Source organism: Terrabacter sp. 2YAF2 (assembly GCF_052114705.1).
Lineage (GTDB): Bacteria > Actinomycetota > Actinomycetes > Actinomycetales > Dermatophilaceae > Terrabacter.
On the sequence record NZ_JBFRFG010000003.1, the window covers coordinates 162005 to 187855 of the forward strand.

A 25851-nucleotide genomic window follows, 5' to 3' on the forward strand; every position below is an offset into this window, starting at 1 on the left:
GCTCGGGAGGCGTGTGGGCGGGGTGGACGGGAGGTGTCCGCAGGCGCGTGGCTTGTCCACCCCTGCGCTGCCGATGAGGGGACTGTCGGTGACCCCACCTAGCATGATGCGCGTGACTGCTACACCCACCGGCAACGCCCACTCCCTCGTCGTCCGCGGCGCGCGCGAGCACAACCTGCGCGACGTGTCCGTCGACCTCCCCCGAGACAGCCTCATCGTCTTCACCGGACTCTCGGGGTCGGGCAAGTCGAGCCTCGCGTTCGACACGATCTTCGCGGAGGGGCAGCGTCGCTACGTCGAGTCGCTCTCGGCCTACGCCCGGCAGTTCCTCGGACAGATGGACAAGCCCGACGTCGACTTCATCGAGGGTCTGTCGCCCGCGGTCTCCATCGACCAGAAGTCGACCAACCGCAACCCGCGCTCGACGGTCGGCACCATCACCGAGGTCTACGACTACCTCCGCCTGCTCTTCGCCCGCGCCGGCCGGCCGCACTGCCCGGTCTGCGGTGAGCCGGTCACCCGCCAGTCCCCGCAGCAGATCGTCGACCAGCTGCTGACGCTCGAGGACCGCACCCGCTTCCAGGTGCTCGCCCCCGTGGTGCAGGGTCGCAAGGGCGAGTTCGTCGACCTCTTCTCCGAGCTGCAGGCGAAGGGCTTCTCGCGCGCCCGCGTCGACGGCGAGGTCGTCTCGCTCACCGAGCCGCCGGCCCTCGAGAAGCAGAAGAAGCACACCATCGAGGTCGTCGTCGACCGCCTCGTGGCCAAGGGCGACGACAGCGGCTCGAAGCGTCGCCTCACCGACTCGGTCGAGACCGCTCTCGGCCTCGCCGGTGGCGTCGTCATCATCGACTTCGTCGACCGGGACGCCAAGGACAAGGAGCGCGAGCGGCGCTTCTCCGAGAAGATGGCGTGCCCCAACAACCACGCCCTGGGCATGGACGAGATCCAGCCACGATCCTTCTCCTTCAACTCGCCGTTCGGCGCGTGCCCGGAGTGCACCGGCATCGGCACCGAGCTCGAGGTCGACCCCGAGCTCGTCGTGCCCGACGACGACCTGTCGCTGGCCGAGGGCGCCATCGCCCCGTGGGCCCAGGGCTCCGGCTCGGCCGAGTACTTCCAGCGCGTCATGGGGGCGCTCGCCGAGGACATGAAGTTCTCGATGGACGCGCCGTTCCGGGCGCTGCCGGCCCGCGCCAAGGAGGCGCTGCTGCACGGCCAGAACTACAAGGTCCACGTCAAGTACAAGAACCGCTACGGCCGCGACCGCTCCTACACCACCGGCTTCGAGGGCGTCGTCCCGTTCATCAAGCGCCGTCACTCCGAGACCGACTCGGAGTGGAGTCGCGACCGCTACGAGGGCTTCATGCGCGAGGTGCCGTGCCCCGTCTGCAAGGGTGCGCGACTCAAGCCCGAGTCGCTCGCCGTGCTCCTCGGCGGCAAGAACATCTCCGAGGTCTGTGGGCTGGCCATCAACGAGGCCGCCGGCTTCCTCGACACGGTCGACTTCACGGCACGCGAGAAGCAGATCGCCGAGCGCGTCATCAAGGAGATCGACGCCCGCCTCGGCTTCCTGCTCGACGTCGGCCTCGACTACCTCTCGCTCGACCGTCCCGCCGGAACGCTCTCGGGCGGCGAGGCCCAGCGCATCCGGCTGGCGACCCAGATCGGCTCCGGCCTCGTCGGCGTGCTCTACGTCCTCGACGAGCCGTCGATCGGTCTGCACCAGCGGGACAACCACCGCCTCATCGAGACGCTGACGCGCCTGCGCGACCTCGGCAACACGCTCATCGTCGTCGAGCACGACGAGGACACGATCGCGACCGCCGACTGGGTCGTCGACATCGGCCCGGGCGCCGGTGAGCACGGCGGCCACGTCGTGCACTCGGGGTCCGTCAAGGGCCTGCTCGAGCACCCCGACTCCCTGACCGGCATGTACCTCTCGGGTCGCCGTGAGATCCCGTCGCCCGAGGTCCGCCGCGGCCACGACGGTCGCCAGATCACCGTCTCCGGGGCCCGCGAGAACAACCTGCAGAACGTCTCGGTGAACTTCCCCCTGGGCAACCTCGTGGCGGTCACCGGTGTCTCCGGCTCGGGCAAGTCGACGCTCGTCAACGACATCCTCTACAACGTCCTCGCCAACAAGCTCAACGGTGCGCGCCACGTGCCCGGCCGGCACAAGACCGTGACCGGTCTGGACCAGCTCGACAAGGTCGTCCACGTCGACCAGAGCCCGATCGGACGCACGCCGCGGTCGAACCCCGCGACCTACACCGGCGTCTTCGACAACATGCGCAAGCTCTTCGCCGAGACGACCGAGGCCAAGGTGCGCGGCTACCAGCCGGGCCGGTTCTCCTTCAACGTCAAGGGTGGCCGCTGTGACGCGTGCTCGGGCGACGGCACGATCAAGATCGAGATGAACTTCCTGCCCGACGTCTACGTCCCCTGCGAGGTGTGCCACGGGGCGCGCTACAACCGGGAGACGCTGGAGGTGCACTTCAAGGGCAAGACGATCGCCGACGTGCTCGACATGCCCATCGAGGAGGCCGCCACCTTCTTCGAGGCGGTCCCCGCGATCGCGCGCCACCTCAAGACCCTCAACGACGTCGGCCTGGGCTACGTGCGCCTCGGTCAGCCGGCGCCGACCCTCTCCGGTGGCGAGGCCCAGCGCGTCAAGCTCGCGAGCGAGCTGCAGAAGCGATCCACCGGACGCACCATCTACGTCCTCGACGAGCCGACCACCGGCCTGCACTTCGAGGACATCCGCAAGCTCCTCGACGTGCTCCAGGGGCTCGTCGACAAGGGCAACACCGTCATCGTCATCGAGCACAACCTCGACGTCATCAAGAACGCCGACTGGATCATCGACATGGGGCCCGAGGGTGGCTCCGGTGGTGGCATGGTCATCGCCGAGGGCACCCCGGAGCACGTCGCCGAGGTGGCGGCCAGCCACACCGGGCGCTTCCTCAAGCCGATCCTCGAGCGGACCGCGCGCACGACCGCCCGCGGCACGACGCGCACCCGCACGAAGAAGGCCGAGAGCGCGGCGGGCTCCCAGCGGGCTGACGGCAAGAGCACAACGAAGTCCCGCACAGTGAAGTCGACGGCGGGTGGGCGCGCACGCGCAAGCTCCACCACGGCCGCTGCGAAGAAGACCACGTCGAGCACGACCGTCAGCAAGACGCGGTCCTCCACCACGACCCGGAAGAGGAACGCATGACCGAGGGCATCCCCCACCCCGCGTCGGACCGCGGACTCCACGAGCGGGTCGGCGCCCTCACCGACCGTCGTGGCGTCCTCAAGGTCGTCGGCGTCGTCGTCGGCGCCGGGGCCCTGGCCGCCTGCAGCAGCCCGAACGCCACCCCGTCCTCGGATGGGGCCTCGCCGGGATCGGGCGGCAGCACGCCGACGTCCGAGATCCCCGTGGGCGGCGGCAAGGTCTTCGCCGACAGCCAGACCGTCGTCACCCAGCCGACTGCAGGCACCTTCAAGGCGTTCGACGCGGTGTGTCCCCACCAGGGCTGCACCGTCGGGTCCGTCGAGGGTGGGCAGATCATCTGCCCCTGCCATCAGAGCCACTTCGACGCCGCCACCGGCAACGTCGTCTCGGGTCCCGCGCCCACGGGCCTCACCGCCAAGAAGATCACGGTGACGGGCGGCACCTTCTCCGTCAGCTGAGGGCCCGGGCGGCGTGCGGGGGCGTCGGTGGCCCGACATAGGGTGGGACCGTGGCGGACCCGACGACCTACCGACCGAAGCCGGGGGAGATCCCGACCGACCCGGGCGTCTACCGTTTCCGCGACGCGCACGGCCGGGTCATCTACGTCGGCAAGGCCAAGTCGCTGCGCCCGCGTCTGTCGTCCTACTTCCAGGACATCACCGCCCTGCACCCGCGCACGGCCACGATGGTCACGACCGCCGCGTCGGTCGAGTGGACCGTCGTGCGCACCGAGGTCGAGGCGCTCCAGCTCGAGTACTCCTGGATCAAGGAGTTCGACCCGCGCTTCAACGTCAAGTACCGCGACGACAAGTCCTACCCCTTCCTCGCCGTCACGATGGGCGAGGAGTTCCCGCGCGCCCAGGTGATGCGCGGCGCCAAGCGCAAGGGCACCCGCTACTTCGGGCCCTACGGCCACGCGTGGGCGATCCGCGAGACCCTCGACCTGCTGTTGCGCGTCTTTCCCGTGCGCACCTGCTCCTCCGGCGTGTTCAAGCGCGCGGCCGCGAGCGGGCGGCCGTGCCTGCTCGGCTACATCGACAAGTGCTCGGCGCCCTGCGTCGGACGGGTCACGCCCGAGGAGCACCGGGCCATCGCCGAGGACTTCTGCGACTTCATGGGCGGCAACACGGCCCGTTTCGCCAAGCGACTCGAGAACCGGATGAAGCAGGCGGCGGCCGAGCTCGACTTCGAGCAGGCCGCACGCCTGCGCGACGACATCGGCGCCCTGACGAAGGCGCTCGAGAAGCAGACCGTCGTCCTCGGTGACGCCACCGACGCCGACGTCTTCGCCCTCTCCGACGACGACCTCGAGGCCGCTGTCCAGGTCTTCCACGTCCGAGGCGGTCGCATCCGCGGCCAGCGAGGGTGGGTCGTCGAGAAGGAGAGCGAGGACGTCCCGACGCTCGTCGAGCACCTGCTGCTGCAGGTCTACGGCGACGCCGACCGTGACGCGATACCGCGGGAGGTGCTCGTGCCCGCGCTGCCCGCCGACGTCGACGCCGTCACCGAGTGGCTGTCGTCGGTGCGGGGCTCGGCCGTCAGCGTCCGGGTGCCCCAGCGCGGTGACAAGCGCACCCTGATGGAGACCGTGCGGCGCAACGCCGACCAGTCGCTCGCCCGGCACAAGGTGGCCCGCGCCGGCGACCTGACCCTGCGCAGCAAGGCGTTGCAGGAGCTGCAGGACTACCTCGGCCTCGACGACGCCCCGCTGCGCATCGAGTGCTACGACGTCAGCCACGTGCAGGGCACCAACGTCGTCGCCTCGATGGTGGTCTTCGAGGACGGTCTCGCGCGCAAGAGCGAGTACCGCCGTTTCATCGTCAGGGGGGCCACCTCGGGTGACGACGGTGCCGAGCCCGTCACCGTGGACGACACGGCCGCGATGCGGGAGGTCCTGACCCGCCGGTTCCGGCGCTACCTCGAGGACGCCGAGGGGGCGGGTGACCTCGACCTGTCCACGGGGGTCGTCGGTGCCTCGTCCGAACCGGCGCAGACCTCGGCCAACGACTCGACGAACAGCTCGACGAACGGCTCCAGCGGCTCCTCCGACGACGACGACGACGAGCCCTCCGCCTCCGGGCCCATCGACCCCGAGACGGGCCGACCGCGACGCTTCGCCTACCCGCCCAGCCTCGTCGTCGTCGACGGCGGACTGCCCCAGGTCAACGCGGCGCAGGCGGTGCTCGACGAGCTCGGCATCGAGGAGGTCGCCCTCGTCGGCCTCGCCAAGCGTCTCGAGGAGGTGTGGTTGCCCCGGGAGGACCACCCGGTCATCCTGCCGCGCACGAGCGAGGGTCTCTACCTGCTCCAGCGGCTGCGCGACGAGGCGCACCGGTTCGCCATCACCTTCCACCGCCAACGCCGGTCCAAGGCCATGACGACGTCCCAGCTCGACGGCATACCCGGCCTCGGCGCCAGTCGTCAGAAGGCGCTGCTGCGCCAGTTCGGTTCGGTCAAACGCCTCCGCGCCGCGGACATCGCGGACATCATGGCCGTACCGGGCTTCGGCCGGTCGCTTGCATCAGCGGTCGTCAGCCACTTGGCTGAGGGTGCACCCCAGGAGCCAGCCGTGAACCTCACGACGGGAGAAGTGCTCGAATGACCGCCGACAGCAGCCCAGCCGCCCAGACGTCCCTGGCCGATGCCCCCATCGTCATCGTCACCGGCATGAGCGGCGCCGGCCGCAGCACCACCGCCAACGTCCTCGAGGACCTGGGCTGGCTCGTCGTCGACAACCTGCCGCCCCAGCTGCTCAGCCATCTCGCCGAGCTGCGCGACGAGGCCCGGGCGCGCAACCCCGAGGCACACCTCCAGCAGGTCGCGGTCGTCGTCGACGTCCGCGCCGGTGGGTGGTTCTCCCAGCTCGAGGACGCCATCGGGGCGGCCCGGGCCCGGGGCGAGCGCCCCAGCCTCGTGTTCCTCGACGCGACCGACGAGGCGCTCGTGCGGCGCTTCGAGAGCGTCCGTCGCCCGCACCCGCTGCAGGGCGACGGCCGGCTCCTCGACGGCATCCAGCGCGAGCGCGAGCTGCTCCTCGACCTGCGCTCGACCGCCGACGTCGTCATCGACAGCTCCGGCCTCAACGTCCACCAGCTGAGCGCCAAGCTGTCCTCGCTCTTCGCCGGCGACCGGCGCGTGCAGCTTCGGATCGCCGTCATGTCGTTCGGGTTCAAGTACGGCCTGCCGCTCGATGCCGACGTCGTCTTCGACATGCGCTTCCTGCCCAACCCGTACTGGGTCCCCGAGCTGCGGGCCCTGACCGGACGTGACACGCCGGTCAGCGAGTTCGTCATGCGGCAGGAGGGGGCCGACGAGTTCCTGAGCCGGGCCGGCAGCCTGCTCGACACGATGATCGACGGCTACGTCCGCGAGGGTCGCCGGTACGTCACGGTCGCCGTCGGCTGCACGGGCGGCAAGCACCGGTCCGTGGCGATCGCCGAGGCGCTGAGCGGGCGACTCCGGGGACGCGACCGCGTCGACACCTTCGTCGTCCACCGGGACCTGGGCCGCGAGTGAACGGGTGACCAGTACCTTCTCCGTGACTTCTTCACGTCCACCCCTCGGCTCTCCACACCAGCGCCGCATCGTCGCGCTCGGCGGTGGGCACGGGCTCGCCGCTGCCCTGTCCGCCCTGCGGCTGCTGACCGACGACGTCACCGCCGTCGTGACGGTCGCTGACGACGGCGGCTCGAGCGGGCGCCTGCGCGAGGAGTTCGACGTCCTCCCGCCCGGCGACCTGCGCATGGCGCTGGCGGCGCTCTGCGACGACAGCGACTGGGGCCACACCTGGCGCGACGTGCTGCAGCACCGTTTCGCCGGGACGGGCGACCTCCAGGGCCACGCGCTCGGCAACCTCATGATCGTCTCCATCTGGGAGCTGCTCGGCGACACCGTCCAGGGACTCGACCTCGTCGGGCGTCTCCTGGGCGCCCGGGGGCGGGTGCTGCCGATGGCCGCCGAGCCGTTGGAGATCGTCGCCGAGATCCGCGGCCACGATCCCGACCGGCCCGAGGAGACGGTCGAGGTGCGCGGACAGCATCGGGTCGCGTCGTCTCCGGGCATCGTCTCCTCGATCGGCATCGTCCCGACCTGTCCCGAGCCCTGCCCCGAAGCCCTGGCCGCCGTTCGCGAGGCCGACTGGGTGATGCTCGGCCCCGGGTCGTGGTTCACCTCCGTCATGCCCCACCTGCTCGTCCCGGCCCTCGCCGACGCTCTCGTCACGACGTCGGCCAGACGCCTGCTCAACCTCAACCTCGAGGTGCACATGGGGGAGACCCGCGACTTCCGGGCCGAGGACCACCTCGCATCCTTCGCGGCCAACGCCCCCGACGTGCGCCTCGACGTCGTCCTCGCCGACCCCAGCGTCGTTCCCGACGACGCGTCCCTGCGGGCCGCCGCGGCCGAGCTCGGCGCCGAGCTCGTCGTCTCGCCCGTGGCGGCCAAGGGCGAACCGGGTGTGCACGACCCGCTGCGGCTCGCGGCGGCGCTGCGCGACGTCATCTCCTGACACGACCTGACGCGACCGGGCCGGTCGGCCGGAACGAACCGGCGAAACGGCTCCCACGGGCCTGGTGCGGCGCTCGGTCCGGTCGGTTGCACCACCTCGCGCCGACCGAGCCGTCATTGCCGTCCCCAGCCGTCACCAGCCGTCACGAGCCGTCACGAGCCGACGACGTATGCCGTCCCGCGGGCTCGGCGACACGGCATACGCCGGCGTCGGGGAACAGACACGACGACAAAGCCCAGCACCTCGGGCGCGAGGGTGCTTGATCGGGGTGGCAGGATGGCGCCCATGGCCATGACAGCAAAGGTGAAGGACGAGCTCTCGCGCCTCGAGGTGACCAAACCCTGCTGTCGCAAGGCCGAGGTCGCCACGATGCTCCGCTTCGCCGGCGGCCTGCACATCATCGGGGGACAGATCGTCGTCGAGGCGGAGCTCGACACCGCGAATGCCGCGCGACGCCTCCGCCGCAACATCGCCGAGGTGTACGGCCACAAGAGCGACATGCTCGTCCTCGCCGCGGGCGGACTGCGCCGCGGCTCGCGCTACGTCGTCCGCGTCGTCGAGGAGGGGGCGACCCTGGCCCGCCAGACCGGGCTCATCGACACCCGCGGTCGCCCCGTCCGCGGTCTGCCGCCCAAGGTCGTCAGCGCGGCGACGTGCGACTCCGAGGCCGCGTGGCGAGGCGCCTACCTGGCTCACGGCTCGCTCACCGAGCCGGGCCGCTCGTCGGCGCTCGAGGTGACCTGTCCCGGGCCCGAGGCCGCGCTCGCCCTCGTCGGCGCAGCCCGGCGGCTCGGCATCCAGTCCAAGGCTCGTGAGGTCCGCGGCGTCGACCGCGTCGTCATCCGTGACGGTGACGCCATCGGGGCGATGCTGACCCGCCTCGGCGCCCACGACGCCGTGATGGCGTGGGAGGAGCGTCGGATGCGGCGCGAGGTCCGCGCCACGGCCAACCGACTCGCCAACTTCGACGACGCCAACCTGCGCCGTTCGGCGCGGGCCGCCGTCGCTGCCGGTGCACGGGTCGAGCGCGCCATGGAGCTGCTCGGGGAGGACATCCCCGACCACCTGCGCGAAGCCGGTGTGCTGCGGCTCGAGCACAAGCAGGCGAGTCTCGAGGAGCTCGGCCAGCTCGCCAAGCCGCCGATGACCAAGGACGCCGTCGCCGGCCGCATCCGACGACTGCTCGCCATGGCCGACAAGCGCGCCGAGGAGCTCGGGGTGGCCGGCACCGACGCGAACCTCACGCCCGACATGCTGGAGAGCTGAGCGGTTCCGTCACCCCGCCCGCCGCTTCGCCGGACGACCTCTCGCGCGCTGAGCGGATGCTCACCCAGCCCTGAGACTGCCGCCTCGCCGTCGTCGGTGACGCACTAGGGTGGATGTGATCACGGTCGCAACGGGGCGGCCCTAGGTCTGGCTTTTCCGTCCGAAACAGTCTCACCGAAGAGGTGCACAGCAGTGACCGTTCGCGTTGGTATCAACGGCTTTGGCCGCATCGGCCGCAACTTCTTCCGCGCCATCGTGGCGTCCGGAGCCGACATCGAGGTCGTGGCCACCAACGACCTCATGGACAACAAGACCCTCGCCCACCTGCTCAAGTACGACTCGATCCTGGGCCGTTTCCCCGGTGAGGTCACCTACGACGACACGTCGATCATCGTCGACGGCAAGGCCATCCGTGTCTTCGAGGAGCGCGACCCCGCCAACATCGACTGGGCCGGCGTCGGCGCCGACATCATCGTCGAGTCCACCGGCTTCTTCACCGACGCGCAGAAGGCCAAGGCCCACATCGACGGTGGCGCCAAGAAGGTCATCATCTCGGCCCCGGCCAAGAACGAGGACATCACCATCGTCATGGGTGTCAACCACGACCTCTACGACGCCGACAAGCACACCGTCATCTCCAACGCCTCGTGCACGACGAACTGTCTCGCACCGATGGCCAAGGCGCTCAACGACGAGTTCGGCATCGTCAAGGGCCTGATGACGACGATCCACGCCTACACGCAGGACCAGAACCTGCAGGACGCGCCGCACAAGGACCTCCGCCGGGCCCGTGCCGCCGCCCTGAACATCGTCCCCACGACGACCGGTGCCGCCAAGGCCGTGTCCCTCGTGCTCCCGGAGCTCAAGGGCAAGCTCGACGGCTACGCTCTCCGCGTCCCCGTGCCCACCGGCTCGGCGACCGACCTGACGTTCGAGGCCGGCCGCGAGACCACGGTCGAGGAGGTCAACGCCGCGGTCAAGGCCGCCGCCGAGGGCCCGCTCAAGGGCTTCCTCGTCTACACCGAGGACCCCATCGTCTCCAAGGACATCGAGACCGACCCCGCGTCGTGCATCTTCGACGCCGGCCTCACCAAGGTCATCGGCAACCAGGTCAAGGTCGTCGGCTGGTACGACAACGAGTGGGGCTACTCCAACCGCCTCGTCGACCTCGTCGCGCTCGTCGGCACCTCCCTCTGAACCACCCGGCCACCGTCCTCGGTGCTCCTCTGCGAGCATCCGGGACGGTGGCCGCACTCGTGTCCAGCCGTGCCCGGCTGAATCCCCAACTGACGAAGAGGCATCCAGCGTGAAGACCACCAGCGACCTCGGGGACCTGCGCGGCAAGCGCGTCCTCGTCCGGTCAGACCTCAACGTGCCGCTCGACGGCTCGACCATCACCGACGACGGCCGCATCCGCGCCTCGGCCCCGACGATCAAGGGCCTGGCCGACGCCGGCGCCCGCGTCATCGTCTGCGCCCACCTCGGCCGCCCCAAGGGCGCCCCCGAGGCCAAGTACTCGCTCGCCCCCGTCGCGAAGCGCCTCGGCGAGGTGCTCGGCACCGACGTCGTCTTCGCCGAGGACACCGTCGGCGACGACGCCAAGGCCAAGGCCGCGGCCCTCGAGGACGGCCAGGTGCTGCTCCTCGAGAACCTTCGTTTCAACGCCGGCGAGACCGCCAAGACCGATGACGAGCGCGCCGAGTTCGCCGGAGAGCTGGCCTCTCTCGCAGACGTCTTCGTCTCCGACGGCTTCGGGGTCGTGCACCGCAAGCAGGCCTCCGTCTACGACGTCGCCCGCCTGCTCCCGCACGCGACGGGCGACCTCGTGTCGACGGAGGTCGACGTCCTGCGCCGCCTCACCTCGGACCCGGAGCGGCCGTATGCCGTCGTCCTCGGGGGCGCGAAGGTGTCCGACAAGCTCGGCGTCATCGGCAACCTCCTCGGTACGGCCGACCGCCTCCTCATCGGCGGCGGCATGGTCTTCACCTTCCTCGCGGCCCAGGGCCACGAGGTCGGCAAGAGCCTGCTCGAGGCCGACCAGATCGACACGGTCAAGGGCTACCTCGACCGCGCCGAGAAGGAGGGCGTGGAGATCGTCCTGCCCGTCGACGTCGTCGCTGCCGACGCGTTCAGCGCCGACGCCGCTCACGAGGTCGTCGCGGCCGACGCGATCCCGGCCGACCGGATGGGCCTCGACATCGGACCCGAGTCCAGCGCGCTCTTCGCCGAGAAGCTCGCCGACTGCCGCACCGTCTTCTGGAACGGACCGATGGGTGCCTTCGAGATGGCGCCCTACGCCGCCGGCACCAAGGCGCTCGCGCAGGCCCTCGTCGAGGTGACGAGGGCGGGCGCGCTCACCGTCGTCGGCGGTGGTGACTCCGCTGCGGCGGTGCGCCAGCTCGGCTTCGAAGACGACCAGTTCGGCCACATCTCCACCGGCGGCGGCGCCAGCCTCGAGTACCTCGAGGGCAAGGAGCTGCCCGGTCTCACCGTGCTCGAGGAGGGCGACGCCTGATGGCGAAGAACACCAAGCCGGTCGGGCGCGTGCCGCTCATGGCCGGCAACTGGAAGATGAACCTCGACCACCTCCAGGCGACGCACCTCGTGCAGAAGCTCGACTGGACGCTGCGCGACGCGAAGCACGACCACGCAGCCGTCGAGGTCGCCGTGCTCCCGCCATTCACCGACCTGCGCTCGGTCCAGACCCTCGTCGAGGGTGACAAGCTCGACCTGAAGTACGGCGCGCAGGACCTGTCGCCGCACTCGTCCGGTGCCTACACCGGCGACATCTCGGGCGCCTTCCTGGCCAAGCTCGGGTGCACCTACGTCGTCGTGGGACACAGCGAGCGACGCGAAGGGCACGCAGAGACCGACGCGGTGGTCAACGCGAAGGTCAAGGCGGCATACGCCCACGGCCTGACGCCGATCCTCTGCTGCGGCGAGGGGCTCGACGTGCGCAAGGAGGGCCGTCAGGTCGAGCACGTCGTCGCGCAGCTGCGCGAGAACCTCGCCGGCGTGCCCAAGGAGCAGGCCGCGTCGATCGTCATCGCCTACGAGCCCATCTGGGCCATCGGCACCGGCGAGGTCGCGACCCCCGACGACGCGCAGGAGGTGTGCGCGGCGATCCGCACGTTGCTCGCCGAGCTCTACAGCGGCGACGTCGCCGACGGCGTCCGCGTCCTCTACGGCGGCAGCGTCAAGGCGAACAACGTGGCGGCGATCATGGCCCAGGAGGACGTCGACGGCGCCCTCGTGGGCGGCGCCTCGATCGACCCGGCCGAGTTCGCGTCGATCTGTCGCTACCGCGACCACCTCGCCACCTCCTGAGCGGCTCCTACGGCCGGACGGACTCCGACGGGTGCGTTCGGCCGTAGGGCCCTCGGGCAGGTATCCTTGCCCGAGCCCCGGAACATGTGGGGGAGGGGCCGACCGGCCCCACCGACCCCCGGGACCCCGACGATTTGGAGTGACCACGTGGATGCGGTTCGCATCGTGCTGCAGGTCCTGCTGGTGCTGTCCAGCCTGGTCCTGACCTTGTTCATCCTGCTGCACAAGGGCAAGGGTGGCGGCCTGTCCGACATGTTCGGCGGGGGCATGTCCACGTCGCTCGGAGGGTCGTCGGTCGCCGAGCGCAACCTCGACCGCTTCACGGTGGCCGTGGCTCTGGTCTGGGCGACATCCATCATCGGGCTGGGCATGCTCGCCCGCTTCGTGAGCTGACAGGAGACGTAGATGGCCAGCGGTAACGCCATTCGTGGAAGCCGGGTCGGCGCCGGCCCGATGGGCGAGGCAGAGCGTGGCGACTCCGCCCCTCGCGTGCACATCTCCTACTGGTGCGCGAACGGGCACGAGACGCGCCCGAGCTTCGCCGAGGAGCCCGGCATGGTCCTGCCCGACACCTGGGACTGCCCGCGCTGCGGCCTCCCGGCCGGCCAGGACAAGCAGAACCCTCCGGCGGCGCCGAAGGTCGAGCCGTACAAGACGCACCTCGCCTACGTGAAGGAGCGCCGCAGCGACGCTGACGGCGCTGCGATCCTCGACGAGGCCCTCAGCACCCTGCGCGAGCGCGGTCTCATCCAGTGACCTCAGTGGCCGTCCCACCAGGGCGGCCGCACGACGAAGGGCCCGGGAGATCCTCCCGGGCCCATCGTCGTGCCACGCGCGGTGCGACGACGTATGCCGTCCGCTGGCGGGGCGCTTCCTAGTCGAGTCGCGAGGCAGCTGGGGCGTCGAGGAGCCACAGCGTGGCGTCGCCGCCGCGGGGACCGGCCGCCGGGACGTCCCACCGGTCGGCGCCAGGAGCGAGCGCAGCCTTCACCGCGTCGGCCTTGTCGTCGCCGGCGACGAGGAACCACACCTCGTGGCTGCGCTCGAAGCACTCGAAGGTGAGGCTGACGCGATCGGGTGGCGGCTTGGGCGAGTCGTGCACGGCGACCGCGACGGCGTCGGTGAGCCGCTGGGCGGGGTGGTGCGGGAAGAGCGACGCGACGTGACCGTCGGGACCCACGCCGAAGAGCACGACGTCCCAGGCCTTCTGGCCGTGCTCCCGGATCGTCCGACCGTACGCCTCGGCGCTGGCCTCGGCGCTCTCGGACGTGTCGGGTCCGGCCACCCGGTGCACCTTCGCCGGGTCGAGCCCCAGCGCGCTGAGGCCCGCCTCGTCGTTCTGGGTGTCGTTGCGATCGGGATCGCCGGCCGGGAGGTAGCGCTCGTCGCCCCACCAGACGCGGACCCGCGACCAGTCGACGGCCGAGCGGCCCGGCGTCGCCAGGACCGAGGCGATGATCGCCGACCCCATCGACCCGCCGGTGAGGGCGACCTGCGCCTCGGGGTTGCGCGTCTGGGCGTCAACGAGCGCCGTGACGAGCCGGGCCGCGGCGCCGTCGGCGAGGGCCCGCTTGTCCGGGTGGACGACGACCCGGGGCTCGGCACTCACGAGGACGCCGCCCCGGAGGCGCTCTTGGCCGTGGCCTTGGTGGCAGTCGCCCTCTTGGTCGTGGCCTTGGTGGCAGTCGCCCTCTTCGCCGTGGCCTTCTGAGTCGTGGCCTTCTGAGTCGTGGCCCTCTTCGTCGTGGCCCTCTTGGCGGTGGACTTCGTCGTCGCCGTGGAGGTCGCCGCCGAGGCCGAGGCCGTGGCCTCCTTCGCCGTCGTGGCCTTCTTCGCAGCCCCTGTGCCGTTCGCGGCCGCCTTCTTCCGGGCCTTGTCCGACTGCTTCTCGCGGGGCGTGCGCTTGCCGGCGAGCTTGCGGGCCGTCGCCGTCCGGACCTCCTCGGTCTCGGCGTGCTCGGGTGCCGGTGGCGCGGCGATCATGGCGCTGGCCTCCTGCGCCGACTCGTCACGGCCGAGGCGGGCGGCGAGACGACGCGACTCTGCGGGGTCGGGCGCCTTGCCGGCCTTGGCCGCCGCCGCGGCCGTGAGACGCACCGGCTGGAGGGCGCCGAGGCCGTGCAGGAGCGCGTCCTCGTAGGCATCGTCGGGGTCGAGGCGACGGAGCTCGTCCGCCAGGCACTCCGGGAGCTCGCGGCGCGGGAGACTGATGCGCCGGTCCGGCTGGCCCGTCTGCGACAGGGTCGCGACGACGTCCCCCGGGCGCACGAGGTCGATGGGGCCGCTCTTGCGCTCGAGACGCACCGAGGCGATGCCCGAACCGCGCGGCGTCGACACCCGGTGAACGGGCACGCGGAGCCGACGCGAGAGCCAGGCCGCCAGCAGGTCGGACGACGGGGAGTCGGGGGCGCCGCTGACGACGGCGCCCGTGATGGGCTCGTAGGGCGGCTGGTCGAGCGCCGCTGCGAGCAGGCCGCGCCAGCGGGTGATACGGGTCCAGGCGAGGTCGGTGTCGCCCGGCGCGTAGCTCGCCGCCCGCTTCTTCAGCATCAGCCGGGGGTTCCTGTGCTGGGCCACGTCGGTGATGCGACGCTGGGCCATCGCGCCGATGGGATCCTTGCCGACGTCGGCCGGGGCCTCGCCGGGCCACCAGGCGACGATGGGGGAGTCGGGCAGCAGCAGCGGCACGACGACGCTGGGGCCGTGGTTGGCCAGGGCGCCGTAGAGCCGCAGCACGACGATCTCGCTCGCTCCGGCGTCCCCACCGAGGCGGATCTGGGCGTCCAGGCGGTTCTTGCCGCGGCGGTCGCCCGCGATGACGACGACGATGCGACAGGGGTGCTGTCGGCTCGCCTGGTTGGCCACCTCGATGGCGCTGCCGGCGTCGGTGTCCTCGACGACGACGACGAGCGTCAGCACACGCCCGAGCGCCAGCGCGCCCACCTCGTTGCGCAGGCGCACCAGGGTCTTGCTGATCCCGGTGGTGGTGGTGTCGGTCAGGTCCCGAATCACGGCATCCTCCACGTACGTCCATCGCGTTCGAGCATCCGGTCGGCCGAGGGCGGTCCCCACGTCCCGGCGGGGTACTGCTCCGGCTTGCCCGACTTGGCCCAGTGCCTCATGAGCGGGTCGAGGATCCGCCAGGAGGACTCGACCTCCTCGTGTCGGGGGAAGAGCGGCGGGTCGCCGAGGAGCACGTCGAGGATGAGGCGTTCGTATGCCTCGGGCGAGGCCTCCGTGAACGACGAGCCGTAGCCGAAGTCCATCGTCACGTCACGGACCTCCATCTGCGCCCCGGGCACCTTGGAGCCGAAGCGCAGTGTGACGCCCTCGTCGGGCTGGACGCGGATGACGATGGCGTTCTGGCCGAGCTCCTCCGTCGCGGTGTGCTCGAAGGGAAGGTGTGGCGCCCGCTTGAAGACGACCGCGATCTCGGTGACCCGTTTGCCGAGGCGCTTCCCGGTGCGCAGGTAGAAGGGAACACCCGCCCACCGGCGGGTGTCGACCTCGAGGGTCACCGCGGCGAAGGTCTCGGTGACAGACGTCGGGTCGACGCCCTCCTCGTCGAGGTAGCCGACGACCTCTTCCGCGCCCTGCCAGCCGGCGGCATACTGCCCGCGGGCGGCTCCCTTGTCGAGGTCCGCAGGGAGACGGACCGCGGAGAGCACCTTCTCCTTCTCCGCGCGAAGGTCCTTGGCGTCGAAGGAGACCGGCTCCTCCATCGCCGTCAGCGCGAGGAGCTGGATCAGGTGGTTCTGGATGACGTCGCGTGCTGCACCGATGCCGTCGTAGTAGCCAGCGCGGCCGGCGATGCCGATGTCCTCGGCCATCGTGATCTGCACGTGGTCGACGTAGTTGGCGTTCCACACCGGCTCGAAGAGCTGGTTGGCGAAGCGCAGGGCGAGGAGGTTCTGGACCGTCTCCTTGCCGAGGTAGTGGTCGATGCGGAAGACCGAGTCGGGGGGGAAGACGCTCTCGACGATCTCGTTGAGCACCTGGGCGCTCTTGAGGTCGTGGCCGAAGGGCTTCTCGATGATGACGCGTCGCCAGCTGTCACCCTCGGCGGTGGTCAGACCGCACCGCTCGAGCTGCTCGCACACGGTGGCGAAGAAGCCCGGCGGGATGGAGAGGTAGAAGGCGTGGTTGCCACCGGTGCCGCGATCCGCGTCGAGCTCCGCAACCGTCTTGGCGAGCAGGTCGAACGCCGCGGGATCGTCGAACGTGCCGGGCACGAACCGGAAGCCTTCGGAGAGGTTGCGCCACACGTCCTCGCTGAAGGGCGTGCGGGCATGCTGCTTGACGGCGTCGTGGACGACCTGGCCGAAGTCCTGTGTCGCCCAGTCACGGCGGGCGAAACCGACGAGCGAGAAGCCCGGCGGCAGCAACCCGCGGTTGGCGAGGTCGTAGATCGCCGGCATCAGCTTCTTGCGGGCGAGGTCACCGGTCACCCCGAACAGCACGAGTCCACAGGGTCCCGCGATGCGGGGGATGCGCTTGTCCTCGGCCGTACGAAGCGGGTTGTGACCGTGCGAGATCCGCGCGGGACTCATGCACGCCCTCCTGCCAGCAGCACCTCGCGCAGCTGCGCGAGACCTGTGTCGTGGTCGGTCAGGTGGAGCTGGAGCACGGGACGACCGTGGTCGGCGAGGACCGCGGCGTCGCCGCCCGCCTGGGAGGCGATGAAGTCACCGAAGGTGAACTCACGACCGGGGATCGAGAGGTCCTCCTTCGGGGCGGTCGTCACCTGGACGTAGACGCCGACGGCCGGGCCGCCCTTGTGGAACTGACCGGTCGAGTGCAGGAAGCGGGGGCCCCAGCCGAACGTCGTCGGACGCTCGGTGCGGCGCGCCAGAGGCACCCGGCACTCGGCCAGCTCGGCGTCGGCGAGCCGGTCGAGGTAGGCCATGACAGAGACGTAGCCGCGCTGCGGGTCGAGCTGCGCGAAGAGGGCGTCGAGAGCAGCCGGCACGGTTCGGGCGTCGCCCAGCCAGCCGTCGGGGCCGCCCAGGGTGCGGATCTCGATGGCCCCGTCCGTCGCGGCCGGGTCGGCGGTCGCGGCGGTGCCCTGGTCGAGCAGGGCACGAGCAGCCTTCTTGGCGCTCTCGACGTCGGGCTGGTCGAACGGGTTGATGTCGAGGAGGCGACCGGCCACGGCCGTCGCCACCTCCCAGAGGAGCAGCTGGGCACCCAGGGCGCCGCCCACGCGTACCTCCGACGCGACGTCACCTCCGGCAGCGAACTCGCTGTCGGCGGACACGAGACGCGCCACGGTGACGTCGGCTGCCGGCCAGGTCACCTCGGGGTCCCCGTCCCCCCCGACGACGACGGGCAGCACGCCGGTGCCGTTCTTGCCGGTGGACTCCGCGATGAGCTGCTCGGCCCAGTCGGCGAAACCGGTGATGCCCGAGCCGTCGTCGACGAGGACGAGCTTGTCGCGCAGTGGGTCGGTGCCGCCCATGGCGGCACCGAGGCGCAGGCCGGGGTTGGCGTCGTCGTCGCTGGCGAGCACGTCGGCCACGGACTCCGCCTCGTCGAGGAGCGCCTCTACATCGACCCCGGCGAGGCCGCTCGGCACGAGGCCGAAGGCGGTCAGGGCGGAGTAGCGACCGCCGACGTTCGGGTCGGCGTTGATGACGCGGTAACCCTTGGCGCGCGACTCCTCGTCGAGCGGGCTTCCCGGGTCGGTGACGATGACGATGCGCGACGCCGGGTCGATGCCGGCATCGGTGAACGCCTGCTCGTAGGCGCGTCGCTGGGAGTCCGTCTCGACCGTGGAGCCGGACTTGCTCGACACGACGACGACCGTGTGGTCGAGGTCGTCGCCGAGGGCGCGGCGGACGTAGTCGGGGTCCGACGAGTCGAGCACGACGAGCGGCTTGCCCGCCGTCGCGCAGATGACCTCCGGCGCGAGCGAGGACCCGCCCATGCCGCAGAGCACGACGTGGTGGAGGCCCTGCTCCGCGAACGAGTCGCGCAGGGCGGCGATCTCACCGACGAGGGGGCGGGACGAGCGGGGGAGACCCACCCACGACAGGCGGATCCGCGACTCGGACTCGGCGTCCGGACCCCAGAGGGTGGGGTCCTGGGCGAAGAGCCGGCTGGCGACGGAGTCCTCGACGAGGGTCGGCACGTGCCTCCCGATCGCGTCCGCCGCTGCTCCTGATGCGCTGACGGACAGCGAGCTCATGCGGTCACCTTCTCCATCTCTGCCGTGACGCCGTCCAGCAGCTCCCCCCAGGCCTTCTCGAACTTCTCGACGCCCTCGGTCTCGAGCTGGTCGACGACCTCGGTGTAGGAGACGCCGACCCCTTCGAGGTCATCGATGAGGTTGCTGGCCAGCTCGTAGCCGCCGGTCACCGTGTCGCCGTGGATGTCGCCGTGGTCCGCGGTGGCCTCGAGCGTCGTGCCCGGCATCGTGTTGACGACGTCGGCCGTGACGAGCTCGGTGACGTACATCGTGTCGGGGTAGGCCGGGTCCTTGACGCCGGTGGAGGCCCAGAGCGGGCGCTGGACGTTGGCGCCCGCCTCGGCCAGCGAGGCCCAGCGCGGCGTCGAGAAGACCTCCTCGAAGGCCTGGTACGCGAGGCGCGCATTGGCGAGACCCGCCTTGCCCCTGAGCCCGCGGGCCGTGTCGGTGCCGATGGCGTCGAGGCGCTTGTCGATCTCGGTGTCCACGCGGGAGACGAAGAACGAGGCGACCGAGTGGATCTTCGACACGTCGTGGCCGGCCGCGTGGGCCTTCTCCAGCCCCTCGAGGTAGGCGTTCATGACGGCGCGGTAGCGATCCAGGGAGAAGATCAGCGTCACGTTGACGCTGATGCCCTCGGCGATGGTCGCCGTGATGGCAGGCAGGCCCGCCTTGGTCGCGGGGATCTTGATGAGGACGTTCGGCCGGTCGATGTCGGCATACAGCTGCTTGGCCTGCTCGACGGTCTTGTCGGTGTCGTGCGCGAGGCGCGGGTCCACCTCGATGGACACGCGACCGTCGACACCCTTCGTCGACTCGTACAGCGGGAGGAAGAGGTCGCAGGCGCTTCGCACGTCGGAGGTCGTGAGCTCGTGAACGACCTCGTCGACGCCCTTGCCGGCCTTGGTCAGCGCGGCCAGGTCCTCGTTGTAGCGCTCGCCCTTGGACAGGGCGGCCTGGAAGATCGACGGGTTGGAGGTGACTCCGACGACGTTGCGCTCGGTGATGAGCTCCGAGATCTTGCCGGTCTCGATGAGCTCGCGGGACAGGTCGTCGAGCCAGATCGAGACGCCTGCGTCTGAGAGCGCCTGGGTGTTCGGGTTGGTCATGCTGGTCACTTCCCCTTGCTCGTAGCGGATGCGGCTGCCGCGCCGGCGGCGTTGCCGCTGCCGGTCTGCGCGTCGCCACCCATGACGTCGGTGGACGCGCTCTGGGCGGCGCGGGCCGGGTTGGTCTCGGTGACCCCCGGGGCCCTGGTCGCGGAACCCTTGGCAGCCTTGATGGAGTCCTTCGCGGCCTTGACGACCGCGTCGGCCGTGATGCCGAACTCGCGGTACAGGGTGGCCTGGTCGGCGGAGGCGCCGAAGTGCTCGATGCTGACGATGCGCCCGGCGTCGCCGACCACGTCGTGCCAGCCCATCGAGATCCCCGCCTCGACGCTGACGCGGGCCCGGACTGCCGGCGGCAGAACCTTGTCCTGGTAGGAACGGCTCTGCTTCTCGAACCATTCCCGGCACGGCATCGACACGACGCGCGTCGCGATGCGGGACTTCTCGAGGCGCTCGGCGGCCTGGACCGCGAGCTGAACCTCGGAGCCGGTCGCGACGAGGACGACGTCGGGGTCACCGGCCCGCGACTCCTGGACGAGGACGTAGGCGCCCTTGGCGACCCCGCTCGTCTTGCCGTACTTCTTCCGGTCCCACGTCGGCACCGGCTGGCGCGTCAGGCACAGTGCTGCGGGGCCGTCGCCGTTGGTGAGGATCTGCGCCCACGCGGCCGCCGTCTCGTTTGCGTCCGCGGGACGGACCACGTCGAGTCCGGGGATCGCGCGGAGGGCGGCGAGGTGCTCGATCGGCTGGTGGGTCGGGCCGTCCTCGCCGAGGCCGATGGAGTCGTGCGTCCACACGTAGGTGACCGGAGCCTGCTGGATCGCGGCCAGTCGCACGGCCGGGCGCATGTAGTCGGAGAAGACGAGGAACGTGCCGCCGTAGGGACGGGTGAGGCCCTCGAGCGCGATCCCGTTGAGGATCATGCCCATCCCGTTCTCGCGGATGCCGAAGTGCAGGGTGCGGCCGAAGGGCCCGCCCTTCCACTCGCGGGTCTGCTTGCCCTGGGGGATGAAGGAGGGCTGGCCCTCCATCGTCGTGTTGTTGGACTCGGCGAGGTCGGCGGAGCCGCCCCACAGCTCCGGCATGACGTCGGCGAGGGCGGTGAGCACCTTGCCGGAGGCGGCGCGCGTCGCCACGCCCTTCGCGTCGGCCGGGAAGGTCGGCAGCGCCCTGGCGAGACCGGACGGGGCCTTGCCGGCGAGGATCCGGTCGAGCAGGTCGGCGCGGTCGGGGTTGGCCCTACGCCAGGCCTTGTATGCCTTGTCCCACTCGCGGTGGGCGGCCTTGCCCCGCTTGACGACGTCGCGGGCGTGCTTGAGGACGGCCGGCTCGACGGCGAAGGTCTTCTTCGGGTCGAAGCCGAGCAGCTCCTTGGTGGCGCCGATCTCCTCGTCGCCGAGGGCCGATCCGTGGGACTTGCCGGTGTTCTGCTTCGTCGGGGCGGGCCACGCGATGATCGTGTGGAGCACGACGAGGGTCGGCTTGTCGGTCACCTTGTCGCCGGAGCGGATGGCGGCGAGGAGGGCGTCGACGTCCTCGACGTAGGTCGCGCCGTCGGCGTCCTGGCGCCAGTCGACCTCGACGACGTGCCAGCCGTAGGCCTCGAAGCGTGCGGCCACGTCCTCGCTGAACGCGATGTCGGTGTCGTCCTCGATCGAGATCTGGTTGGCGTCGTAGACGACGGTGAGGTTGCCGAGCTCCTGGTGTCCGGCGAGCGCGCAGGCCTCGTGGGAGACGCCCTCCTGCATGTCACCGTCGGAGGCGATGACGTAGACGTGGTGGTCGAAGGGGCTCGTGCCCGGCTTCGCCTCCGGGTCGAAGAGGCCGCGCTGACGGCGCTGGGCCATCGCCATGCCGACGGCGGACGCGAGGCCGGAGCCGAGCGGGCCGGTCGTGATCTCGACACCGGGGGTGTGGTGGACCTCGGGGTGGCCGGGGGTCAGCGAGCCCCACGTGCGCAGCGACTTGAGGTCGTCGAGCGAGAGGCCGTAGCCGCTGAGGTAGAGCTGGATGTACTGCGTCAGGCTCGAGTGCCCGCAGGAGAGCACGAACCGATCGCGTCCGAGCCAGGTGGGGTCGGAGGGGTCGTGCGTCATGACGTTCTGGTAGAGCAGGTAGGCCAGCGGGGCCAGGGACATGGCCGTGCCGGGGTGGCCGTTGCCGACCTTCTGCACGGCGTCGGCAGCGAGCAGCCGGGTCGTGTCGACCGCGCGCACGTCGAGGTCGCTCCACCCGGCCTTCCTCGCCACGGGGAGTGGCAGACCCGGGTCGCGCTGTGCCAGCAGGCCCTTCGTCTTCGCCGTCCGCGTGGTGGTGGATCTGGTGGTCTTCTTCGCCTTCGGGGCGGTGCTGGACGCAGCAGTGGGCACGGAACGGTTCTCCTTCAACAAAGGGGTTGATCACGTACGGCCACGAGCCTAGTCCCCGCGCTGTGAGGGACGACACCTCGCCCGGTGGTCGGCACCGCGGCGTGCCGACCGTGGTCGGCGACGGTCTAGACTTGCGATCGCAATGCTCACGTACCCAAGGGGTCGGAGCGACGTACCAGCGGTGAGGATCTTCGTGACAACGGTGGACCCCCGCGCCGACCTCTCGGCGCTCCACGGTCCGGACGGCAGCGGGGTGAAGTTCCTCGTCGGACAGTACGTCTCGCTGATGAAGCCGCGGATCATCGAGCTGCTCCTCATCACGACGATCCCCGTGATGTTCCTCGCCGAGCAGGGCGTCCCGGACCTCTGGCTGGTCGTCGCGACGGTCGTCGGCGGCACGCTCTCGGCGGGCGCCGCCAACACCCTCAACTGCTACATCGACCGCGACATCGACGCCGTCATGCACCGCACGAGCCGACGACCTCTGGTGACCGGCACGGTGAGCCCGCGTGGCGCCCTCGTCTTCGGTGCGGCGCTGACCGTCGGTTCGACGCTGTGGCTGGGGCTGCTCGTCAACTGGCTCAGTGCCGGGCTCGCCCTCGGCGCGCTGCTCTTCTACGTCTTCGGCTACACCCTGCTGCTCAAACGCCGCACGGCGCAGAACATCGTGTGGGGCGGCGCGGCGGGGTGCATGCCGGTGCTCATCGGCTGGTCGGCCGTCACCGGGTCACTCAGCTGGTCGGCGTTCATCCTCTTCCTCGTCATCTTCTTCTGGACGCCGCCGCACTACTGGCCGCTCTCGATGCGCTACAAGGACGACTACGCCGCGGCCCACGTGCCGATGCTGCCGGTCGTCGAGCGCTTCGTCGTCGTCGCGCGGCAGGTCGTCGCCTACTCCTGGGCGATGGTGCTGACGTCGCTGGCGCTCGTGCCCGTCCAGCAGGTCGGGTGGGTCTACACCACCGCTGCGGTCGTCGCCGGTGCGCTCTTCCTCACCGAGGCGCACCGACTCCTCGCCAAGGCACGGGCGGGCGCGGCCGAGGACGTCCTCAAGCCGATGCGCCTGTTCCACTTCTCGATCACCTACCTCACGATCCTGTTCGTGGGGGTGGCGCTCGACCCCATCTGGCACCTGCCACTCCCGTTCTTCTCCTGAGAAACCCCTGATCGAAAGAGCGATCCGTCCGGTCGGAATGCTCTTTCGATCGGGTTTTACGGGGAGGGGGCTTCGCGAGGGGCGCGGCGAGGGGGCGTATGCCGGGTGGCGCGGTCAGGACGTCAGCGCGCCGTTCTCGAGGTAGAGCGTCCCTCCGTCGTGCCGGTGCAGGGCCGTGAGGAGCCGCTCGTTGTAGGGCGCCACGTGTCCCGGCCAGTCGCTTGGTCCGGTCCAGTGGACGTCGCGGATCTCGCGCTGCTGCAGGTGCGCCCGCTCGATGACGGCGGGGTCGACGGTGCCGAGGTCGAAGACGAAGACCGTGGCGTCGGCCCACCCGTGCAGGGCCGGTAGCCAGTTGACCGCGAGCAGGGGGCCGGCGCTGACGACGAGGCCCAGCTCCTCCCGGACCTCGCGCACGACGCAGGCGGCCGGGGACTCGTGCCGATCGACGACGCCGCCGGGCAGGTCCCACTCGCGCTTGTAGACGAGCTCGCACAGGAGCACGTGACCCGAGCCCGATCGCAGGACGCCCTGGGCGATGGCCCGCTTGGTCGGCAGCGTCGAGTCGAGCATCGCCGTGAAGCCCTCCTGCGTGTCCGGGTGGGCGTCGTCCCGGCGCCGGCCGAGCACGACGGTGTCCTGGCGCACGCCGCCCAGCGTCGCGTTCCCGCGCAGGTGCCCCTCACGCCGCAGGCCCGCCCGGAGCGCGGTGCGCACCGACGCGCGGTTCTCCGGGTTGACGTGCGCCTCGACGCGTTCGAGGCCGAGCGCGTCGAAGGCCCACTCGACGAGCAGGCGCACGGCCCGCGCCCCCAGCCCCTGCCCGCGGAAGGGCGCGTAGACCGCCCAGGAGAGGACGCCCACGCCGGGATCCTGCACCCGGACGTCCACGGTGCCGGCGGCGCGTCCGCGCCACTCGACCAGGTAGGTGACCTTGGTCCGGGTCGCCCACTCGGCGCGGGTCCGTTCGATCCAGTCGCGATGCTCGGCCGCCGACGGCTCGATGACCGGGAAGTCGAACCAGCGGGCGATCTCGCGGTCGTGCAGGGTGCGCGTGACGGCACTGTCGTCGAGCGTCCACGGACGCAGCACGAGCTCGCCCTCGCGGAGCGTCGGCTGGTCGGTCACCACCCCAGCCTAGGGAGGTCCTGCGACCCGCCGGGTCAGACGGGGTGGCGTCTGGTCGAGAGCACACCGAAGGTCAGGGCGACCACTAGCAGGCTGGCGCCGAGCATGTGGACGAGGACGAGGATCTCCGGGAGCTTCGTGAAGTACTGCACGTAGCCGATGAAGCCCTGCCCGATCGTCACGAGCAGCACCATGGTCCAGGCCCGACGTGCCTCGTCGGTCGTGGCGCTGATGCGCACCGCGACCAGCGTGGCGATGACGAGTCCGCAGAAGAGCATGACGGCATCGGCGTGCATCCACGACACGAACCGTGGGTCGAAGCCGGTCCGTGCCGGCCGGTCGGCATCACCGGAGTGCGGTCCGGAGCCGGTCACGATGACGCCGAGGGTCAGCACCACCGCGCCGACCGCGCTCGTGCCGAGCGCCAAGGTCCGGGCGAGCGGATGGACGACGAGCTCGCCCGGACCCGACACGTCGTCGCGGGCTCCACGCACGAGCGCCGCCGACAGGGCGACGAGCACCATGGAGAGCAGGAAGTGCGGCATGACGCTCCACGGGTTGAGTCCCGTGAGGACGGAGATCCCGCCGAGCACGGCCTGCGCGGGGATGCCGGCGAGGACGCCGATCGCGACGAGGTGGAGGCGCCGACGCTGCGGCCACTGGGTCAGGACCACCCAGAGCGAGACGAGCGCAAGGACGCTCACGACACCGGTCAGCGTGCGGTTCCCGAACTCGACGAGGTCGTGGTAGGAGCTCGCCGGCGTGCGGACCGGCGTGAACGAGCCGGGCTGGCACTCCGGCCAGGTGCTGCACCCCAGCCCGCTGCCGGTCAGGCGCACGATGCCCCCGGTGACCACGATGCCGACCTCCCCGACGAGGTTGGCGAGCAGGAGCGGACGGACCCAGCGCAACGGGACGGCAGGAAGGTGACCCGCCGCCCGGGCGAGACGGCTCGTGCCGGTCGCACGGTCGACGGGGGTCACGGTAGGTGTGGAGGACACCCCGCAAGGGTATGCCGCCGCGCGCGGTGCTCCCGCATCACCCTGGACCGCTCGGGACCGGCCAGCGACGCCTCTGACCACCGTCAGGCGAGGTCGTGCCAGACCACTTGGGAGCCGGCGTGGCCGGCCACGACGACCGTCACGACCGCGGCGACGGCCGTGAGCACGACGAGCGTGCCAGCGAGCAGCTCGACCGCGTGCCCGCGGGGCGACTCCTCCTCCGGCGGTCGCACGAGCCAGAGCGCAGCGAGGGTGAGGACCATGAAGAGGAGACAGAACAGCCGGGCCCGGTCGCCCCACGCCACGTGCGTGCTCAGCAGGTCGAAGTCCGTCGTGCCGGAGCGCACCCGTGACACGCGTCGCTGCAGGGCCTCACCGCTCTCGGCCGCGACGAAGGCCGAGGCGCCGGACACGACGGCGCCGGCCGCGGTCGGCCAACGCAGCACGCGCCGCCAGTCGGGGCGGAGGACGTAGGCGACGGCGGACACTGCCGACAGGGGCACGAGCACGACGACGGCGTGGACGACGAGGGCATGCGTCGGAAGGCCGAAGATCTCGTCGAACACATCGCCTCCAGGCCGGTC

21 protein-coding genes are annotated in these 25851 nt (G+C 70.9%); 12 read left to right on the forward strand and 9 right to left on the reverse strand.

Going from position 1 to position 25851, the window contains the following annotated elements; translation table 11 throughout:
• Positions 1-103: 103 nt before the first annotated feature.
• From uvrA to AB4030_RS04950, 11 genes are all read left to right on the forward strand, one after another.
• On the forward strand, positions 104-3217 hold the full coding sequence (uvrA, locus tag AB4030_RS04900; protein ID WP_442278071.1) for an excinuclease ABC subunit UvrA: 3114 nt from the start codon (positions 104-106) through the stop codon (positions 3215-3217).
• Positions 3214-3675: a Rieske (2Fe-2S) protein gene (locus tag AB4030_RS04905; RefSeq protein WP_442278072.1), complete on the forward strand. Its 462-nt coding sequence runs from the start codon at positions 3214-3216 to the stop codon at positions 3673-3675. The genes uvrA and AB4030_RS04905 overlap by 4 nt, the downstream gene beginning before the upstream one ends.
• Before the next feature lie 50 nt (positions 3676-3725).
• Positions 3726-5819, forward strand: a complete 2094-nt coding sequence (uvrC, locus tag AB4030_RS04910; protein WP_442278073.1) for an excinuclease ABC subunit UvrC — start codon at positions 3726-3728, stop codon at positions 5817-5819.
• Positions 5816-6733, forward strand: coding sequence for an RNase adapter RapZ (gene rapZ / locus AB4030_RS04915; protein ID WP_442278074.1), 918 nt, complete (start codon positions 5816-5818; stop codon positions 6731-6733). The genes uvrC and rapZ overlap by 4 nt, the downstream gene beginning before the upstream one ends.
• Before the next feature lie 22 nt (positions 6734-6755).
• Positions 6756-7724: a gluconeogenesis factor YvcK family protein gene (locus AB4030_RS04920; protein ID WP_442278075.1), complete on the forward strand. Its 969-nt coding sequence runs from the start codon at positions 6756-6758 to the stop codon at positions 7722-7724.
• Between the two features lie 285 nt (positions 7725-8009).
• Positions 8010-8990 carry a DNA-binding protein WhiA gene (gene whiA / locus AB4030_RS04925; RefSeq protein WP_442278076.1) on the forward strand — a complete coding sequence of 327 codons (981 nt, stop codon included), beginning with the start codon at positions 8010-8012 and terminating at the stop codon, positions 8988-8990.
• A 192-nt stretch (positions 8991-9182) separates the two neighbouring features.
• Entirely contained in the window at positions 9183-10187 is a 1005-nt protein-coding gene (gap, locus tag AB4030_RS04930; protein WP_442278077.1) for a type I glyceraldehyde-3-phosphate dehydrogenase, read from the forward strand.
• 109 nt (positions 10188-10296) lie between these two features.
• Entirely contained in the window at positions 10297-11505 is a 1209-nt protein-coding gene (locus AB4030_RS04935; protein WP_442278078.1) for a phosphoglycerate kinase, read from the forward strand.
• Complete coding sequence (gene tpiA / locus AB4030_RS04940; protein WP_442278079.1) at positions 11505-12317, forward strand: triose-phosphate isomerase; 813 nt, start codon at positions 11505-11507, stop codon at positions 12315-12317. The genes AB4030_RS04935 and tpiA overlap by 1 nt, the downstream gene beginning before the upstream one ends.
• 147 nt (positions 12318-12464) lie before the next feature.
• Entirely contained in the window at positions 12465-12710 is a 246-nt protein-coding gene (gene secG, locus AB4030_RS04945) for a preprotein translocase subunit SecG (RefSeq protein WP_442278080.1), read from the forward strand.
• 12 nt (positions 12711-12722) lie between these two features.
• Complete coding sequence (locus AB4030_RS04950) at positions 12723-13073, forward strand: RNA polymerase-binding protein RbpA (RefSeq protein ID WP_442278081.1); 351 nt, start codon at positions 12723-12725, stop codon at positions 13071-13073.
• Between the two features lie 118 nt (positions 13074-13191).
• On the opposite strand, the gene pgl is transcribed toward AB4030_RS04950, so the two are convergent.
• From pgl to tkt, 6 genes are read right to left on the reverse strand one after another with little or no spacing between them, the layout of a single operon-like run.
• A complete protein-coding gene (gene pgl / locus AB4030_RS04955; protein ID WP_442278082.1) occupies positions 13192-13926 on the reverse strand; it encodes a 6-phosphogluconolactonase in 735 nt (244 codons plus the stop codon).
• Positions 13923-15329 (reverse strand): glucose-6-phosphate dehydrogenase assembly protein OpcA, encoded by a 1407-nt coding sequence (locus AB4030_RS04960; protein WP_442278083.1) that lies wholly within the window; start codon positions 15327-15329, stop codon positions 13923-13925. The genes pgl and AB4030_RS04960 overlap by 4 nt, the downstream gene beginning before the upstream one ends.
• Entirely contained in the window at positions 15326-16867 is a 1542-nt protein-coding gene (gene zwf, locus AB4030_RS04965; RefSeq protein ID WP_442278084.1) for a glucose-6-phosphate dehydrogenase, read from the reverse strand. The genes AB4030_RS04960 and zwf overlap by 4 nt, the downstream gene beginning before the upstream one ends.
• On the reverse strand, positions 16864-18504 hold the full coding sequence (locus AB4030_RS04970; protein ID WP_442278085.1) for a glucose-6-phosphate isomerase: 1641 nt from the start codon (positions 18502-18504) through the stop codon (positions 16864-16866). Before AB4030_RS04970 ends, zwf begins: the two co-directional genes overlap by 4 nt.
• Positions 18501-19613 (reverse strand): transaldolase, encoded by a 1113-nt coding sequence (gene tal, locus AB4030_RS04975; protein ID WP_442278086.1) that lies wholly within the window; start codon positions 19611-19613, stop codon positions 18501-18503. Before tal ends, AB4030_RS04970 begins: the two co-directional genes overlap by 4 nt.
• A gap of 5 nt (positions 19614-19618) precedes the next feature.
• Positions 19619-21982 (reverse strand): transketolase, encoded by a 2364-nt coding sequence (tkt, locus tag AB4030_RS04980; protein ID WP_442278087.1) that lies wholly within the window; start codon positions 21980-21982, stop codon positions 19619-19621.
• Positions 21983-22163: 181 nt separating this feature from the next.
• Here tkt and AB4030_RS04985 point away from each other — a divergent pair, with 181 nt between their 5' ends.
• Positions 22164-23138, forward strand: coding sequence for a heme o synthase (locus AB4030_RS04985; RefSeq protein WP_442278088.1), 975 nt, complete (start codon positions 22164-22166; stop codon positions 23136-23138).
• A 114-nt stretch (positions 23139-23252) separates the two neighbouring features.
• Here the strand turns inward: AB4030_RS04985 and AB4030_RS04990 are convergent, their stop codons facing one another.
• The 3 genes from AB4030_RS04990 to AB4030_RS05000 form a co-directional block, all read right to left on the reverse strand.
• Positions 23253-24266 (reverse strand): NUDIX hydrolase, encoded by a 1014-nt coding sequence (locus AB4030_RS04990; RefSeq protein WP_442278089.1) that lies wholly within the window; start codon positions 24264-24266, stop codon positions 23253-23255.
• A gap of 35 nt (positions 24267-24301) precedes the next feature.
• Positions 24302-25267, reverse strand: coding sequence for a COX15/CtaA family protein (locus AB4030_RS04995; RefSeq protein WP_442278090.1), 966 nt, complete (start codon positions 25265-25267; stop codon positions 24302-24304).
• Positions 25268-25350: 83 nt separating this feature from the next.
• Entirely contained in the window at positions 25351-25833 is a 483-nt protein-coding gene (locus AB4030_RS05000; protein ID WP_442278091.1) for a DUF2231 domain-containing protein, read from the reverse strand.
• Between the last annotated feature and the right edge of the window lie 18 nt (positions 25834-25851).

Excerpts from the sequence above, each read along its gene's own strand:
- uvrA (WP_442278071.1), top strand. The coding sequence starts at position 104 with ATGATGCGCGTGACTGCTACACCCACCGGCAACGCCCACTCCCTCGTC.
- AB4030_RS04905 (WP_442278072.1), top strand. The coding sequence starts at position 3,214 with ATGACCGAGGGCATCCCCCACCCCGCGTCGGACCGCGGACTCCACGAG.
- rapZ (WP_442278074.1), top strand. The coding sequence starts at position 5,816 with ATGACCGCCGACAGCAGCCCAGCCGCCCAGACGTCCCTGGCCGATGCC.
- whiA (WP_442278076.1), top strand. The coding sequence starts at position 8,010 with ATGGCCATGACAGCAAAGGTGAAGGACGAGCTCTCGCGCCTCGAGGTG.
- tpiA (WP_442278079.1), top strand. The coding sequence starts at position 11,505 with ATGGCGAAGAACACCAAGCCGGTCGGGCGCGTGCCGCTCATGGCCGGC.
- AB4030_RS04950 (WP_442278081.1), top strand. The coding sequence starts at position 12,723 with ATGGCCAGCGGTAACGCCATTCGTGGAAGCCGGGTCGGCGCCGGCCCG.
- zwf (WP_442278084.1), bottom strand. The coding sequence starts at position 16,867 with ATGAGTCCCGCGCGGATCTCGCACGGTCACAACCCGCTTCGTACGGCC.
- AB4030_RS04970 (WP_442278085.1), bottom strand. The coding sequence starts at position 18,504 with ATGAGCTCGCTGTCCGTCAGCGCATCAGGAGCAGCGGCGGACGCGATC.
- tal (WP_442278086.1), bottom strand. The coding sequence starts at position 19,613 with ATGACCAACCCGAACACCCAGGCGCTCTCAGACGCAGGCGTCTCGATC.